The organism is Micromonospora sp. RTBAU3-60, from assembly GCF_054963695.1.
Window position 1 is genome coordinate 1 of the sequence record NZ_JBUEGB010000105.1, and the last position, 14715, is coordinate 14715.

At 68.1% G+C, this 14715-nt stretch carries 14 protein-coding genes; 6 read left to right on the forward strand and 8 right to left on the reverse strand.

Features of this window, described 5'->3' with window-relative positions; all coding sequences use genetic code 11:
• Together ACY34I_RS38110 and ACY34I_RS38115 are read right to left on the reverse strand one after the other, a co-directional pair.
• Positions 1-259: epoxide hydrolase N-terminal domain-containing protein (locus tag ACY34I_RS38110; protein ID WP_462760043.1), on the reverse strand; the 259-nt coding region annotated here is incomplete at its 3' end.
• Positions 256-1455 (reverse strand): epoxide hydrolase family protein, encoded by a 1200-nt coding sequence (locus ACY34I_RS38115; protein ID WP_462760044.1) that lies wholly within the window; start codon positions 1453-1455, stop codon positions 256-258. The genes ACY34I_RS38110 and ACY34I_RS38115, both read right to left, overlap by 4 nt.
• Before the next feature lie 136 nt (positions 1456-1591).
• On the opposite strand from ACY34I_RS38115, the gene ACY34I_RS38120 reads away from it, so the two are divergent.
• On the forward strand, positions 1592-3532 hold the full coding sequence (locus tag ACY34I_RS38120; protein ID WP_462760045.1) for a sensor histidine kinase: 1941 nt from the start codon (positions 1592-1594) through the stop codon (positions 3530-3532).
• Here the strand turns inward: ACY34I_RS38120 and ACY34I_RS38125 are convergent.
• Positions 3458-4063 carry a response regulator transcription factor gene (locus ACY34I_RS38125; protein WP_148801740.1) on the reverse strand — a complete coding sequence of 202 codons (606 nt, stop codon included), beginning with the start codon at positions 4061-4063 and terminating at the stop codon, positions 3458-3460. The two genes, ACY34I_RS38120 and ACY34I_RS38125, sit on opposite strands and share 75 nt — an antisense overlap.
• Before the next feature lie 314 nt (positions 4064-4377).
• Here ACY34I_RS38125 and ACY34I_RS38130 point away from each other — a divergent pair, with 314 nt between their 5' ends.
• The 3 genes from ACY34I_RS38130 to ACY34I_RS38140 all read left to right on the forward strand — a co-directional run bounded on the left by ACY34I_RS38130 (position 4378) and on the right by ACY34I_RS38140 (position 6540).
• Entirely contained in the window at positions 4378-5025 is a 648-nt protein-coding gene (locus tag ACY34I_RS38130; protein ID WP_462760046.1) for a helix-turn-helix transcriptional regulator, read from the forward strand.
• Between the two features lie 559 nt (positions 5026-5584).
• Entirely contained in the window at positions 5585-5944 is a 360-nt protein-coding gene (locus ACY34I_RS38135; RefSeq protein WP_462760047.1) for a hypothetical protein, read from the forward strand.
• A complete protein-coding gene (locus tag ACY34I_RS38140; RefSeq protein WP_462760048.1) occupies positions 5941-6540 on the forward strand; it encodes a gamma-glutamylcyclotransferase family protein in 600 nt (199 codons plus the stop codon). The genes ACY34I_RS38135 and ACY34I_RS38140 overlap by 4 nt, the downstream gene beginning before the upstream one ends.
• A gap of 216 nt (positions 6541-6756) precedes the next feature.
• On the opposite strand, the gene ACY34I_RS38145 is transcribed toward ACY34I_RS38140, so the two are convergent.
• Positions 6757-7686, reverse strand: a complete 930-nt coding sequence (locus ACY34I_RS38145; protein WP_462760049.1) for a hypothetical protein — start codon at positions 7684-7686, stop codon at positions 6757-6759.
• Positions 7687-8055: 369 nt separating this feature from the next.
• On the opposite strand from ACY34I_RS38145, the gene ACY34I_RS38150 reads away from it, so the two are divergent.
• Positions 8056-8586, forward strand: coding sequence for a GNAT family N-acetyltransferase (locus ACY34I_RS38150; protein ID WP_148802473.1), 531 nt, complete (start codon positions 8056-8058; stop codon positions 8584-8586).
• Between the two features lie 197 nt (positions 8587-8783).
• On the opposite strand, the gene ACY34I_RS38155 is transcribed toward ACY34I_RS38150, so the two are convergent.
• The 3 genes from ACY34I_RS38155 to ACY34I_RS38165 form a co-directional block, all read right to left on the reverse strand.
• Positions 8784-9761: a hypothetical protein gene (locus ACY34I_RS38155; RefSeq protein WP_462760050.1), complete on the reverse strand. Its 978-nt coding sequence runs from the start codon at positions 9759-9761 to the stop codon at positions 8784-8786.
• A 321-nt stretch (positions 9762-10082) separates the two neighbouring features.
• Complete coding sequence (locus ACY34I_RS38160) at positions 10083-11687, reverse strand: tetratricopeptide repeat protein (RefSeq protein ID WP_462760051.1); 1605 nt, start codon at positions 11685-11687, stop codon at positions 10083-10085.
• A gap of 88 nt (positions 11688-11775) precedes the next feature.
• Entirely contained in the window at positions 11776-12624 is an 849-nt protein-coding gene (locus tag ACY34I_RS38165) for a tyrosine-type recombinase/integrase (RefSeq protein WP_462760053.1), read from the reverse strand.
• A 458-nt stretch (positions 12625-13082) separates the two neighbouring features.
• On the opposite strand from ACY34I_RS38165, the gene ACY34I_RS38170 reads away from it, so the two are divergent.
• Entirely contained in the window at positions 13083-14123 is a 1041-nt protein-coding gene (locus ACY34I_RS38170; RefSeq protein ID WP_148802479.1) for a DUF4034 domain-containing protein, read from the forward strand.
• 180 nt (positions 14124-14303) lie between these two features.
• Here the strand turns inward: ACY34I_RS38170 and ACY34I_RS38175 are convergent, their stop codons facing one another.
• Positions 14304-14591, reverse strand: coding sequence for a hypothetical protein (locus ACY34I_RS38175; protein ID WP_255472549.1), 288 nt, complete (start codon positions 14589-14591; stop codon positions 14304-14306).
• Positions 14592-14715 lie beyond the last annotated feature (124 nt).

Sequence of the window (14715 nt, forward strand, 5' to 3'; positions counted from 1 at the left end):
TCTCCGTCGTGAACTGCGGGTACGCGTTCAGCTTCGCCTCCCAGGCCCGCCAGTCGTAGCTGGTGCGCCACCACTCGACCAACTGCTTGACGTAGCCCACCGGTACGCCGTACTCCCAACCGGGCGGCACCGGGCCGGCCGGCGCCGACTCGCCCCCGGGCAGTTCCTCCGCCCACCGGGTCCGGGCCAGCCGCTGCTGGAGATCGTCGAGGTCGGCCTGGGGGATGTCGATGCGGAACGGCGTGATCTCGTCACTCATCGTGATGCTCCTCCTGTCTGGTGTTCGTCATGGGTCTTGCTGTTCTTGGCAGTCGGTCGCAGGGCGCGGAAGAAACCCCGGATGTCGGAGACCATCAGCTCCGGTTCCAGGTGCGCGGCGTAGTGGCCGCCGCGGGCCTCGTAGAGGTTCCACTGGACGATGTTCGTGTGGTCGCGCTCGGCGAACTTCCGGACGCCCGAGAAGTCTCCGGCGAAACCGGCCAGGCCGAGCGGAAACGTACTGGGCTCGGCGGGCGCGCTGTCGGCGTTGGCGTCCTCGCGGTAGAAGCGGATCGCGGAGCCGCCGGTGTTGGTGAGCCAGTAGATGGCCGTGTTGGTCAGGACGAAGTCGTCGTCGAGCCGCCGCCCGCCCATCGCCTCGTCGTCCATCAGCTGCAGGTTCCAACCGAGCAGGCCGGCCGGCGAGTCGGCCAGCGCGTGCGCGAGCGTCTGCGGCTGCTGCGACTGGAGCTGGTTGAACGAGAACTTCGCCGCCATGAACCACTGCAACTGCTGCATCTGGGCCATGTCCCGCTCGGACATGCCGGCGAACTCGGCCGGGTCGCCGGACGGGAACGAGAACACCTGCGTGACGTGGACGCCGAGCACGCGCTCGCCGGCGTACGCGGCCAGCCGCGGCGAGATCATCGACCCCGCATCGTTGCCGTGCGCCCCGTACCGCTCGTAGCCGAGGCGCGCCATCAGCTCCGCCCAGGCCGCCGCCGTACGGTCGCTGCCCCAGCCGGCCTCGGTGGTCGGCCCGGAGAAACCGAAGCCCGGCAGGGACGGGATCACCAGGTGGAACGCGTCCGCCGGATCCCCGCCGTGCGCGGCCGGATCGGTCAGCGGACCGATCAGGTCCAGGAACTCCACCACCGATCCCGGCCACCCGTGAGTCAGGATCAGCGGCGCCGCACTGGATTCCGGCGACCGTACGTGCAGGAAGTGGATGTTCTGGCCGTCGATCGTGGTGGTGAACTGGGGATGTTCGTTGATCCTCGCTTCCTGTGCGCGCCAATTGAAACCGGACCGCCAGTGTTCGACCAGCCGGCGCAGGTCGGCCAGATCCACCCCGTAGCCGGCATCCGGCGCCGGGTCGGTCCACCGGACACGGTCCAGCCGGTCCCGCAGATCGGCGAGATCGGCATCGGGCACGGAGACCCGGAAAGGCCGGATCTCGGTGTCGTTGTTCGTCATGGCACCAGCCTGCGGTGACCGCGGCGCCGACGACAGTGCGTGACGCACCGGTCGGCCGGCACAGTGCCCGCAACCCGCGTTGACACTGCACGAGCGACCCGTGCACTATGCAGTTCGTCGAGGTCAGGGAGGCGGAGTGCGAGCAAGACCGCAGCTGGCACTCGTACTGCTGACCGTCACGCTCGCCGCCTGGTTCGTGGGCCGCAGCGGATTCGTCTTCTCCGGCGACTACGGACCGTCAGCAGCTTCCAGGGTGCCCACCGGGGTCGCTGTAGCGGCGATCGGCGGGCTCGCCGCGCTGCTGTTCGTGACCGCGACCCGGCGCCTGTCCGCCCGTGCCACCGCCGCCGTGCTGACCGCCCAGGCCGTCCTGGCGTTCGCCCCGTACGTCGTGGTGGGCGGGGTGTGGGGCCCGGTCGCCGGTGTCGTGGTCGCCTCGCTGCTGTTCGCCGCACCGCGCCGGGTCTCCTGGCCGCTGTCGGTACTCGCGGTCGCGGTGGACATCGGCCTGAGCGCGGCGTTCCAGGAACCCGGAGTGGCCGGGCTTGCCCTGGTCGGCCGGCTGGTCATCGACGTCCTAGTCGGGTTGAGCCTGTTCGGTGTGGTGGTGCTGACCGACCTGACCCGGCGCGTCGCAGCCGAGCGGACCGAGTACACGGCGCTCGCGGTGGCGGCGGAACGCCTCGACACCGCCGAACACCTGCGTACGGTGCTGGGCGCGGACCTGTCCGCGGTACGCCGGCTGAGCGGACACGGCATCGACGACCCGGATGCCCCGGCACGGCTGGCCGAGATCGCCGCGCACGCCCGGCACGCGGCGCACACCGCGCGGTCCATCACCGATCTCCGGCGCGCGATGCCCCCGCGTCCGACCGGTACGGACACCGCGCCGGCGACCACGATCTCGCCACGGCTCGCCCGGTCGTTCACCCTGGCCACGACGATCGGCTGCGCCCTGCTCGTCCTGGTGAACCTCGCCTTCTACGTCCGGCCGGGTGCCGCCGGGTGGGCGCTCGCGGTGCTGGTTCTGGCCGGATCCGTCGGTCTGCAGATGTACCACGGCGCGCCGCGGGTGGGCGGTCGCGTACCGCGGTGGTGGCGGTGGACGCTGCCCGGCCACCTCGTCCTGCTGATGGTCGTGGTCGCGCTCACCGGGCCGCACTTCGCCCCGGTGATCGTGCTGGTCGCCGGCGCGGTGCTCTACCGGTGCCGTCCCGTCTTCTCCGCCGGCGTGCTGGCGGTCGTGTTGGTGGAACTGCTGCTGATGCAGCCGCCGACAACCACCCTCGGCGACCGCGTCTACCTGGTCGCGAGCCTGACCGCGACCCTTCTCCAGGTGTACGCCTACTGCCGGCTGCCGGAGCTCGCGCGAGAACTCACCGAGGCGCGCGATGGCCTCGCCCGGCTGGCCGTGGTACGCGAACGGCTCCGGGTCGCGCGCGACGTGCACGACCTGCTCGGGTTCAGCGTGACCGGCATCGGCCTGAAGTGCGAGCTGATCGTGCGACTGCTCGGCACCGACCGGGCCCGGGCCCGGTCCGAGATCGCCGAACTCGGCCGGCTCGCCGAACGCGGCCTCGCGGAGCTTCGCGCGGTCACCGCGGACACCCACCAGCTGGACTTCGCCGCGGAACTCCGGGCCGCCAGGTCCCTGCTCGACGCCTCGGAAATCCGGGGCGAGGCGACCGCGGACACCAGCTCCGTACCGGCCGGCGTCGACATGCTGCTGGCGACCGTGCTGCGGGAGGCGGTCACCAACGTCGTGCGCCACGCCGCCGCGAGTACCTGCACGATCACCCTGACCGTACGGGCCGGTACGGCGACGTTGCTCGTCGTCAACGACGGCGTCGGCGACGCGGACACCACCCACCGGACCGGCACCGGCCTGGTCGGCCTGAGCGCCCGACTCACCGCGGCCGGCGGACGGCTCAGTACGGAGACCCACGGGGACGCGTTCGTCCTCGCCGCCGACGTACCTCTGCGGGCCGGGCGGCCGGGACGGCTACAGCCAACCCGCCTCGGCCGCGATCCGGATCGCGTCGACCCGGTTGCGGGCGTCGAGCTTGGTGACCGCTGAGGCCAGGTAGTTCCGGACCGTGCCGTACGTCAGGTAGAGGCTGGCGGCGACCTCCCGCGGCGTCGCGCCTGAGGCGGTGAGCCGGAGCACCTCGGTCTCCCGCTCGGTGAGCGGGCTGTCGGTCGAGCCGAGCGCCACGTAGGCCAGCTGCGGGTCGAGCACCCGTCCACCGGCGGCCACGGTACGGATCGCGTCGGCGACCTCGCGTGGCCCCGAGTCCTTGAGCATGAACCCTGCTACCTGCGCCTGCACTCCGCGTCGCAGGGTGGCCGGGCCGCCGATCCCGGTCAGTACCAGGGTCCGGCAGGTGGGCAGCTCCCGCCGCAGGCGCGCGGCCGCATCGAGGCCGTCGATGCCGGGCATCTCGATGTCGATCACCGCGACGTCCGGCCGGTGCCGCACCGCGGCCGGCACGACCGCATCGCCCCGGTCGACCGCCGCAACGACCTCGATGTCGTCCTCGTGACCCAGCAGCTCCGCCAGCGCCTCCCGCAGCACGCGCACGTCCTCGGCCAGCAGTACTCGGATCACCTCGGCTCCTCCTCGTTCCTGGTCAGCGTACGTCGACTCGGAGTGATCTCTGCGCCGCCAACCCACACGAGAGGTTCGAGTCACGGTCGGGCAGTATCCGGTCTCACGGCCGCATGCGAGCGACTCTCGGTGATGCGGACATTACGTCAGAAGAATTCCGAAATGGCACGCAGCGGATCGCTGCCTCGCGCGTGACAACTGGGTGAGGCCGGCGGCGACAGGACCCGGCACCCGAGGATCGAGAGGGTGCGCGTGCGCCCGGGGCTGACGGTGCGGATACCCGGTACTCAATCCGTTTCGGGGCGTTGGAGCAGGTGCTGCCAGCCCGCCTCCGGCGCCGTGTCAACGCCCTCCAGCGGTACGCCGTCGCGGTGCCGCGGGACGACCTGGGCCCACGGGTAGACGCCGACACACTGAGCGCCCTCGCCGCCGCCTGCCGGGACCACGAGCGCCTGCGATTCGACTACCGAAGCCACGACGGCTCCGAGAGCCGGCGCGAGGTCGAGCCGTACCGGCTGGTCAACTGGGGACGACGGTGGTACCTCGTCGCGTTCGACGTCGAGCGAGCTGACTGGCGGACGTTCCGGGTGGACCGGCTCCACCCACGCACCCCAACAGGTCCCCGATTCACCCCCCGCGATCTCCCCGAGGAAGCCGTCGACCAGGTACGCCGGGGCGTGTCGTCAGCCACCTGGCGGTACCGAGCCCAGGTCGTCGTACACGCACCGGCCGAACAGCTCGCCGAGCGGATCAACCCCGCCATCGGCACCATCACGTCGGTCGACGACACCCGCTGTCTGCTGGACACCGGCGCGGACAGCATCGAGGCGCTCGCCGTCCACCTCGGCCTGCTCGGCGTCGACTTCACCGTGACCAAACCCGCGGAACTCGTCGAACTCGTGCGTACACTCGCCGGCCGCTACCACCGCGCCACCACCAAACCGCGTCCGCAGGACACCTAGGCCAGGGCCGCCTCGGACCGCCCGGCGCGACCCATCTTCACCATCAAGGTCGCACGGATTACCGCAGACCGACAGGACGATCCGCACACCCGAGGCATGCACTCTTCTCGGCAAAAGAGGACGTCACCCGAGCGATCATGCAACCCACCGGAGCTGACCCCTTCGAGCTCGCCGAAAAGGTCACCGAGCAGAAAGACCTGCTCAGAAGGTTGCCATGGGACCCAAGTCTCACCACTCACGCATCCGCACCCGTACCCGCTCCCGCCCCCGCGCCATGGCGTCCCTCCGCAACCTCGCAGTCGGCGCGTTACGCCTGGCCGGACGCACCGACATCACCGAAGCGACCTGCTTGGCCTGCCGCTACATGAGCAGGCCCTTCGCCATCCTCAGCCTCACCCATGATCTTGGAAGGGCCGCGCCCATCCAGTTGATCCCTGGGCGGGTCGCTTGGGAACACGACTGGCCGTAAAAATCTTGAGCGCCATCCGGGCGCACGTGGTCAGAGGTTGGGTTCAGGTTGCGTGTTGACGGAAGTGTCGGCGTCGGGATACTCGGTGCCGTGGGCGGAGACCATTGGTGGCAGAGCCCGTCGCTGCGTGACGGTTTGCTCGTCGTACTGGATTTGATCAACGATGCTCGAGCCGCGCCTCGACGTCGGGCCCGCTGGGAGCTGGCCGCATGCGCCGACTACTTCCGGGCGCTCAATCAGCTGGCGAATTGTCTCGACGGCACGATGCCCCCGCTTTCTCCGCATCCGGATCGGCCAAACGCGCCTGGCCGACGCACCGAATCGATCAAGCACCAGAACCTGCTTCTTGAGATGACTGCCGCGAACCAACGCGGTCTGCTTGGCCACCCAGCGGTGGCGGCGTTTGCCCGCTTCGAGCCCTGGTCCTCGATCATGGATCGCCGGGCATGAGTCAGCGGATCGCGGATCTGACCGAGCCGGTTGTCCACGGCGCGTCGAGGCAGCACCGGGAGTTTCGCGATAGCTGGCTGCGTTGGGAGGAGCGGAAATCTGGCACGGCGCAGACGCTGAACAAGCTGATCCGCGCGGTGCTGGTGGTCCGGAACAACATCCAGCACGGAGAGAAGACGCCGTCTGGACCTGACGTGCAGCGGCGCGAGCGGAACCAGGCGGTGGGGCGGCTCGTCCTTCCCATCCTCGAGGCAATCGTCGACGCTGTGCTTGTCCGGCCTTCCCACAGGCTCGCCGCCTACGGGACGCTGCGGCCAGCTCAGCCCAACCAGGACGAAGTCAGTGTCGCCGGCGACTGGACCGAGATCACGCTGACCGGGTGGCTGCGCAACCAGTCCAGCTCTCCCGCCTTCGAGGCCGACGTGTCCGGGCAGAGGGTTCCGGCGGCGTTGTTCACCTCCGCCGAGCTGCCGACGATCTGGCCTCGCCTCGATGACTTCGAGGGCCGAAACTATGAGCGGCGCCTCGGCCTGTACGAGTGCGAGGGCATCGTCGGCGTGGCTAACGTCTACGAGTGGGTGGGAGAGAATTGGTGAAACGATCTCGACGCTATCCGTGCTGGGCGCGCCATCGACCAACGGGTCGCTACCGGCCAGTACGGCCCGGGCCCGTCCATCGGGGTGGAGCGGGGGTGATAGTCACGGAGACCGGGCTCCCGGCGGACCGGCACCGCAACTTCTACAGCAGCCCGTGGCGATCGTAACGCCGTACGCCGAGACGCTGACTCTACGCCGGGATGCTTCACGGGGAATTTATGCGGAGCCATCTCCATCCTGGCCCGGTTCAGGAGGTTGAATTCGGATTACACCGTTTGGCGCATACGCAAACCAACTTCTCTCGCCGTGAGCCGCAAGAGACGCATCACCACGACTGCTCGCCGCCAACCGTTGCGCGATAGATCTTGTTGCGCGGCGCGCGTGCGACAGCAAGTATGCAGCTACGGCTGCAAACAGGATGGTTAGCAGGACGATAATTCCGAGGTACGCCAGCTCAATCAAATAGAATTTGCCCAGGATCCATATGGCTAGCGATGTCGCCCCCGCGAGTGTTGTGACGATCAAAATCGACGCAAGACCGAACAGGAATGGAGCCACATGAGTCTGATCATCACGATGTAGTGCCACATCTCGACGCTCGTATACGACCTCACTTTCTTCGTTGCGAAGCTTGGCACCCTTCCAGCTATGCCACGATCCCCCGTCCGCCGCGAAGGTAAAAGAAACCGAATCGCCAGGATCTAGCTGACTGATCTTGTATCGTGGTCCAACGAATGCGGGATCTTGGCCCGTGATGTCTCGCACGCCAAGCTCTGGTTCGGGACCAGGATCTAGTTCGCGCTGCAAAATCTTGGCGTCTTTCGGCAGATCGAACCTTACCAACTGATTCTTGATAGAAGTATTCCCGGAGTTGGTGAGTGTATAACGGACGTTGACCAAGCGGTCGACTTCACGACCGCGGTAGCTTATTTTTATGCGATCAGCTTGAGTTGCACCATAACTAATTTCCGGTTCTTCAACCTTCAAATCCCACGCCAAGATCGTCCGAGAGCCGCGTTTCGATTTGATTATTTCCAAAAAATAGCCGCTAATAAAGCCGAGTAGGGCGGCGACGGCGGGCGTAACCAGTTTGCTTGCGGACAAAGCTGAGTCTTCCGCGGCAGCTGCCATGAAGGACGAGAACATGGAAGCAACCTACTGGACACGAGCCGACATCAGTAGTCGATCCTGCGGGCAATATTTCTAGCCCTTCTCCGCCGCGGCGCGCTGCAACCTCGGATGCCGCGACTCCTCTACGACTAACGCCGACACCGATAGGTCGATCTGGAAATTTGCGGCAAACGGCATTCAGCGAGTCTGCTTAACGACCTTCACTGACACCTGCGGAGGCAAGCCCGGCACCCTCTCATCGGCAGTTCAGGATGCCCGAGCATCGCGAAACGCCGACCACCCGTAGTGCGGGCCACGCGCGGCTGACGCGCACGGACGGCGGCAGATGCGTGCGAAGGAAATCGGGTTGAGGCGCGTTGCTCGGCGCTGGCTAGATTAGGTCGCATGCGCACCATCGCGAGCGACCGCCTCCTGCTGCGCCCCTGGCGCGATGAGGACGCCGACTTTCTTCTGGATCTCGAGTCGCGCTGGGAGGTCGTGCGATTCTTGGGCGCGCAGCCCACGATCATGAACAACCGCGAGGATGCCCTCGCCTCGATCGCACGCCGATGCGCCATCGATGATCCGATCCACGGGATCTGGGCCATCACCACAGCGGCGGACGGCCGGCTGGTGGGAAACCTCCTGCTCAAGCCGATTCCCCTGTCGGCCGGGGAACCGGCCGGCGGGCCGACCGATGTCGAGATCGGCTGGCACCTGCATCCGGACGCCTGGGGGCACGGCTACGCCACCGAAGCAGCGGCGGCGGTCCTGGACGACGCGTTCAGCCGGGGTCTGGCGAGGGTCATCGCGGTCACGGATCCGGACAACCATGCCTCCCAGGCCGTCTGCCGGCGGCTCGGCATGACGCACTTCGGCCAGACGACGAGGTACTACGACACGCCGAACGAACTCTTTGAGAAGCTGGCCAGCTGATCGGCAAAGACCGCCACGACCGCCTACGCCGCTCGCCACCGCGACATCCGCACATCGGCAGTTCAGGATGCCCGAGCGTCGCGAAGCGCCGACCACCCGCAGTGAGGGGCCATGCGCGGCTGACGCACACAGACCTCGGCAGATCCGGGCGTCGGACGTTCCCCTCGAACGGGCATGGCCGGCGCAGCGTTGTGCGGTCAGAGCAGCGCGATTTGGCCCGGCAGCGGCTCGTCGTCGAGGCGACCGTCGAGCTGCCACAGCCGAAGCAGGTGCTCCTCATGATGGCGGGTGAGCCATCGGCCTGGCTGCTGTGCAGGGTGGATGGAGCCGAATCCGTGGGGGTGCGGGTATCGCACCTGAGAACGGCATCGCAGCCTGCGCGCCGACAGCAGTAGATGGCCTTCGGCGTCGTCCGGCAGGTCTGCGGTGCTGACAGCGATCAGGATCAGTTCGTCGGTGAGGAAGACGGCTCGATCCACGTATCGCCAGCCCGGTGGCGAGTCTGGCAGGTCCTCGAGGTGTCGCTCCGCGATCACGTTGTCGGTGGTGACGTTGCGGACGGACAGGAAGCCATTGAATGCCGTGGTCAGATAGCGGTCGCCTGCTGGACTGAACCCGGCGAGGTCGTCACCGGCCAGCGGTCGCAGCACGATGTGTTCGGCGTTAAGACCGATGAGCATGGAGGGTGACGGCTCGGGATGGGGCAGCGTCAAGCCGGTCCAGGTGTCCGCGGGACGGTGCACGAACCAAGCAGCCTCGGGGCCGGGCAGCGGCGTGCGGTGGATCTCCTTGCCGGTCACGGCGTGGATGGCGACAAGTTCCTTGGTGCCGGCCAGACGGACCCAGAGGATGTCGTCGCCGTCCAGGTCGAAGTCGGCGCCGACGGTGGCACTGCCGCCGAGTCGATCCCAGCTGCTACGCCAGTGAACTGCGCCGTTGTGGTCAAGAACAACAATCTGGTGCTTATCGCCCGCTACGACGAGCTGGCTAGTGGCACCAACGTTCATCCGCGGGTCGTCGACAGGCACCGCAAATCGCGCCACGCGGCGCAGGTCGTGGTCGAACAGGTTCACGATGACGCTGGCGGACTCGGTGACTGCCCAGCCAAGGCCAGTTGCCTGCGTAACATGCCGAATGCCGGGCAGCCACACCTGATTGATCAAGCGGGGTTGCATCGAAGCAGCATAGAGCCATTTCGACGAGGCCGTCGGGGTCGCCTGCCCGGATCGCGGCTATGAGCGGATCTGTCAGTCGTTGTTGAGGTGGGGTGACGAGGGTGCGTAGCCAGGGTTAGGGCAGCGCTGGTTCGGGATTCATGGCGCGGGCAAGTGCTCGTCGGCCTTCCACGGACCGGCCGTAGGCGATCAACGCTACGGCTTGGGCGAGAGCCTGACCCGGTCTTGTCGTCGCGGTTGCGTCCTTTGTCTCTGCCATCCACCCGGTCGGGGCGGTGATGCTAGCCGACTGAAGCCGCTGAGCGGACGCCGTGCCCTCGCTCAGCCGGAGGCGGAACCTCCTTGTTGGTACTCCGCCCACAACTCCTCCGCCTCCCGCGCCATGACCTGCGCATTGCGCGCCTTCTTCTTGCTGTAGCTCGGCGTGGCCCCGTGCCGTCGCGCCTGCCGTGCACCGAGACGGGGCAGATTCTCGAGCCGTGCCGCCTGATCCTCGAGCGCAAACGACAAAATCTTGAGATTGGCGGCCCGGTTGCCGGCGACCGCCTCGCGAGTGACTGCGACAGCTTCCTCGCCGAGCGCCAACGCCTCGATCGTGCGGCCTGCGTCGTCCAGCCGTACCGCCTGTCGCCTCAGCATCTCTGCGTGTCGCGACAGGATTGCGGGCCGGTTCGCCGCCGCGAACTCGCGCTGCAGTTCGAGGGTCTCCTCGCCAACGGCCAGGGCCTCGTCGAGCCGGCCGGACTCGGACAGCCCGTTAGCCAGGTTCGACAGCGACAGCGCCAGCTCGCGCAGGTGCCCGGCCCGGTTGTCAGCAACGAGCTCCCGGCGCATCTGCACAGCCTCTGTCGTGAGCGCGAGGCTGGCCTTTCGATCCTCGGTGACGGCTCCAAGGTTGCTCACCGCCTCGGCCAGCCTCGACAGGTAGGCACCCCGGTCGACAGCGGCCAGTTTGCGATACAGCTGAACCGCCTCATCGGTCGCGGCCACGGCCTCCGCTTCCCGGTCCATGTCGCTGAGCCGCCCGCCGTACGTGTCCAGGCACGAGGCGAGCAGCGGATGATGCACCTCGGGCTGGGCGGCGATCAGTTCACGACTCAGTTCGACCGCCTCCGCGGCCGCCGCCAGAGCCTCCGCCGGTCGTCGTACCCCCGCCAGGCAAACCGCCTGGTTCTTCAAGGCAATCACCAAGTAGACGAGACGCCGCGGCCGGCTGTGCGTCATCGACTCACGGAAATGCGCGACCGTCTCGGCGCCGACCTCGACCGCCTCCTCCCACCGCCCTGCCTCGTACAGCCGGTTGGCGTGGAGGCTCAAGACCCTCCCCAGGGCGTTGTGCATCTCCGAGCCGACCGGGTGATCCGCGGCCAGCCCGCGCTGCAGCTGTAGGGCGCGGTCGCTGACTTGCAGCGCCTCGGCGTGGTGACCGGTCGCCGCCAACGCCATCGCGTAGGGCTCGAGCAGCCGGGACAGCAGGACGTCAGGGTATGCGTCCATCAGCGCCATCGCCTCACGGCCGGCAGCCAGCGCCTCCGGCGCGCGGCCCGAAGTCATAAGCCGGCTGGTGAGCGCGCCAAGGGCCTCGGCGAGCTGCTCCTCGTGGCGGCGGTCGATGGTGTAAAGCTCCCGGGCCAGCCGGACCGCCTCCTCGGCACACTCCAGCGCCTCCGCCGGCCGCCCAGCGTCGGATAAGTAGTAGGACAGGTTGGTGCATGCCAATACGAGAGCGGGCAGAGCGGTGTCACGGTCCCGCGCTGCCAGGCCATGCAACATCTCCACAGCCCGGCGCCCCGTTTCCACCGCGTCGTCAAAACGGCCGGCGCGGAACAGATCCACCGCCTCATCGACGACCGCCCCTACCCGGCGCAGCGGTGCGTCCTCCCGCGCTCCCCGCCGCAGCCATCCGCGCCAACCCGCCAACGCCACACGGGCGAATATAAGCCCAACGATCAATACCCACGGGCTGGGCGTCGCGCCCCAGGTATCCGCTCATCGGCAAAGCCGCGAGCGCTTGCTACGTCCCGGAGGTCATATACGCGGCCAGGATGTATTTGGGGTGCCGGTCGAGGTTCTTGCGGGCCCGGTCATAACGCATCGTGGTCCGCGGGTCGGCGTGACGGGCGGCGATCTGCACGTCGCGGAGGCTGACGCCGGCGTCGAGCATCGTGGTCACGAACGTGTGGCGCAGCATGTGGGGATGCATCCTCGGCATCCGGATCCCCGCCGTGTGGGCCAGGTGCTTGAGCCGGCGGGTGGCGGCGTGCCGATCCATCCGCGCGCCGTGAGTGTTGCGCAGGATCGGCCCGCTGGTGCGCTCGCCGACGGCCCGGCCGATAGCTCGGGCCACCGCCGGCGGCAGCGGGACGAGGACGACCTTGCCGCCCTTGCCGTGTACGCGCAGAACCCGGTGGCCGTGCTCCTCGCCCAGGTCCCCGATATTCGCCCCGCAGGCTTCGAAGCTCCGCAGCTCGAGCAGGCACAGAAGGGCGACGAGGGCAAAGTCGTTCGGATTCGAGGACTGTCGGGCGGTGGTGATCAAGGCCTCGAACTGCAGGTGCCCCAGTCCGAGGGTCGGTGACTCGGCCGGCACCGTGGGCCGGCGAACGTAGTCGGCCGGCGAGTGCTCCAGGATGGCGTCGATGACGCAGATATAGAACCCGACCACCACCGACAGGCGCCGCGACACCGTCGAGGGCTGGTACCGGCGTACGTCCTGCAGCCAGCGGACGTACCGCTCGATGTCCACCCGAACCGCAGCCAACGGGTCAAGGCCGTGGTCGGTGCACCAGCGGAGGAAGACGCGCAGGTCGGACTCGGTATGGACGCGAGTCTGGCCACGGTAACGGCCCAAGAAGGCGGACACCGCGGCTCGCAGAACGAGTTGATCGGCAGACATGACACCGGAAGCGGAAGCAGGATAGGCAGCCGTACATCACCGTGCGTCACCACCGGTGATGAACGCCAGCACGCCGGGAGCGGCAGATCCGGATGCGCCGGAAGATCTGACCTGAGCCTCACCGAAGCTGATGTTGAGGCGGGGCAGTGCGCAGTCGGCGACGACGATCCGGATTGGGCGGCCGGCATGTGGCGCCGAGCGGCGGTGACCGCGGCGGCGTTGTGCACGGACGATGGCGCAAGGAGCGTTCAGGTGTCGGCCGTGCTCCCGTGGTGGATCCTCCGTGCCTCAGCCCGTTCCGTCGCCACGTGCCGATGGCTCCGGGATTCCGCTGTTCGGGCACGTGGCAAAGCAGCGTGACCGGCTCGCGCGGAACTGGGTCCAGGCCTGCGGCGGACGCGAGCCGACGTTTACCATCCTCGATTATGATCTCGACCGTGTGGCGGCTGCTCACCCGCCAGATCGACACCAACCTGGCGCAGGACGACGCCGTACTGCGCGAGGCGTGCATGGAGGCGCGGTACGGCTCCGACATCGGGCCGGCCCGGAAGGCTGTGGCTGCCACCCGGGGTGACTACGACCGCCGGGCGCGGTACGTTCGCGTGCTGGCCGAATCGACCGCTCGTGGGTTGGGATCCCGGGTCGACCGTACGACCGGCCGGGTCGACACCGAGGCCGCCTGGACCGACCGCTGGGCGGCGGGCTCACCCAGCAATCCGGATGCTCAGCTCGTACGTGCTCGGTCCCTGATGGCACGAGCCTGGGAGGTGCGCGGCGGAGACTGGGCCGCCACCGTCCGTCCAGAGCAGTGGGCTGAGTTCAACCGCCTGCTGCACCTGGCCAGACAGGTGAACGACCTGGCCATGCGGCTAGCACCTGAGGATCCCACACCGTGGGTGAACCGGCTGGACCTCATGATCGACCAGAGCGCGCCACGGGAGGACGTCGAGGAGACGTGGAGTGAGCTGACCCGACGGGACCCCTGGCATCGGGAGGGGCACATACAGAAGCTGACCTACCACTGCAGAAAGTGGAGTGGCTCGCACGAGGAGATGTTCGGCTTTGCCCGGTCGGTCGCCGCCGCAGCGCCTGCGGGCTCGCCGCTGCACGTGCTGCCGGTGCGCGCAGCCGCCGAGTGGGCGCTGTGGGAGCAGGAACGCGAGGCCCCGCGCAGCACTGCCGACGAGATCGGCCAGCGGTGGCGGCAGGACCCGGCCATGCAGTCCGATCTCGACGACGCGCTGTGGCGATGGTTCCACCAGCCGGCCACCCGCCACGCCGACTGGCTCAACGATGTGAACTACTTGGCGTACGGGCTGGCGCGCACTGGCCGCGACGCCGACGCCGCGCCGGTCTTCGCGTCGATCGGCCGGTACGTGACCAGCGTTCCGTGGTCCTGGTGGGGCGACGTGCGCGGCGATGCAGCCTTCATCCGAGCCCGCCGCCGCGCCCGCCACGCTGCCTGACCACCAGCCGGGTCTCAGAATCGCCGCGCATTAGCGGCGGCAGATCAGTACACCTGACTTCGTCGATGCCCAGCCACCGGTCAGGCAATGCGCCCGGCGGCCATCCGAACGCATTGACATCGACAGGGTTGCATGCCGTCCCTCTCCAGCCGGTGCCGTCGGCGGCGATCAGTTTCCTGATCAGAAGGGGGGTGCGTCCTCGCCCATCAACGCCAGCACGACGCCTCCCTTCCCGCGCTTGAGGCTCTGGACCACGACCTTGCCGGTGCTGCCGTCGGGCAGCTCCAACGTAAAGGTCTTCCCGACCGCGTTCTTGGGGCCATTGCCGGCGCTGTTGGCGGGTCGGAAGTCGCCTGCCCACGGCGGAATCCCACCCTTGCGGGCGGGCTCGACGAAGAGCGCGGCGGTGCCGGGGGTCCTGGTGCCGTCCGAGGAGAGAAGCACTGAGGCGCTGCGATAGGTAGCCATATACAGCAAGGCTATCCCGGACTGCGCTCGTTTGCGCCACGACAACTGCGCCGTGACACAAACGGCCACGGGGAGGGACCTTGATCTGCTCCCATCCCTTGGGTTGACCGTGCTGGCCGCGGCC

Coding starts and splice junctions, on each gene's coding strand:
- ACY34I_RS38115 (WP_462760044.1), bottom strand. CDS start 1,455: ATGACGAACAACGACACCGAGATCCGGCCTTTCCGGGTCTCCGTGCCC.
- ACY34I_RS38140 (WP_462760048.1), top strand. CDS start 5,941: ATGAGTCAGCGGATCGCGGATCTGACCGAGCCGGTTGTCCACGGCGCG.
- ACY34I_RS38145 (WP_462760049.1), bottom strand. CDS start 7,686: ATGTTCTCGTCCTTCATGGCAGCTGCCGCGGAAGACTCAGCTTTGTCC.
- ACY34I_RS38150 (WP_148802473.1), top strand. CDS start 8,056: ATGCGCACCATCGCGAGCGACCGCCTCCTGCTGCGCCCCTGGCGCGAT.
- ACY34I_RS38155 (WP_462760050.1), bottom strand. CDS start 9,761: ATGCAACCCCGCTTGATCAATCAGGTGTGGCTGCCCGGCATTCGGCAT.
- ACY34I_RS38170 (WP_148802479.1), top strand. CDS start 13,083: ATGATCTCGACCGTGTGGCGGCTGCTCACCCGCCAGATCGACACCAAC.
- ACY34I_RS38175 (WP_255472549.1), bottom strand. CDS start 14,591: ATGGCTACCTATCGCAGCGCCTCAGTGCTTCTCTCCTCGGACGGCACC.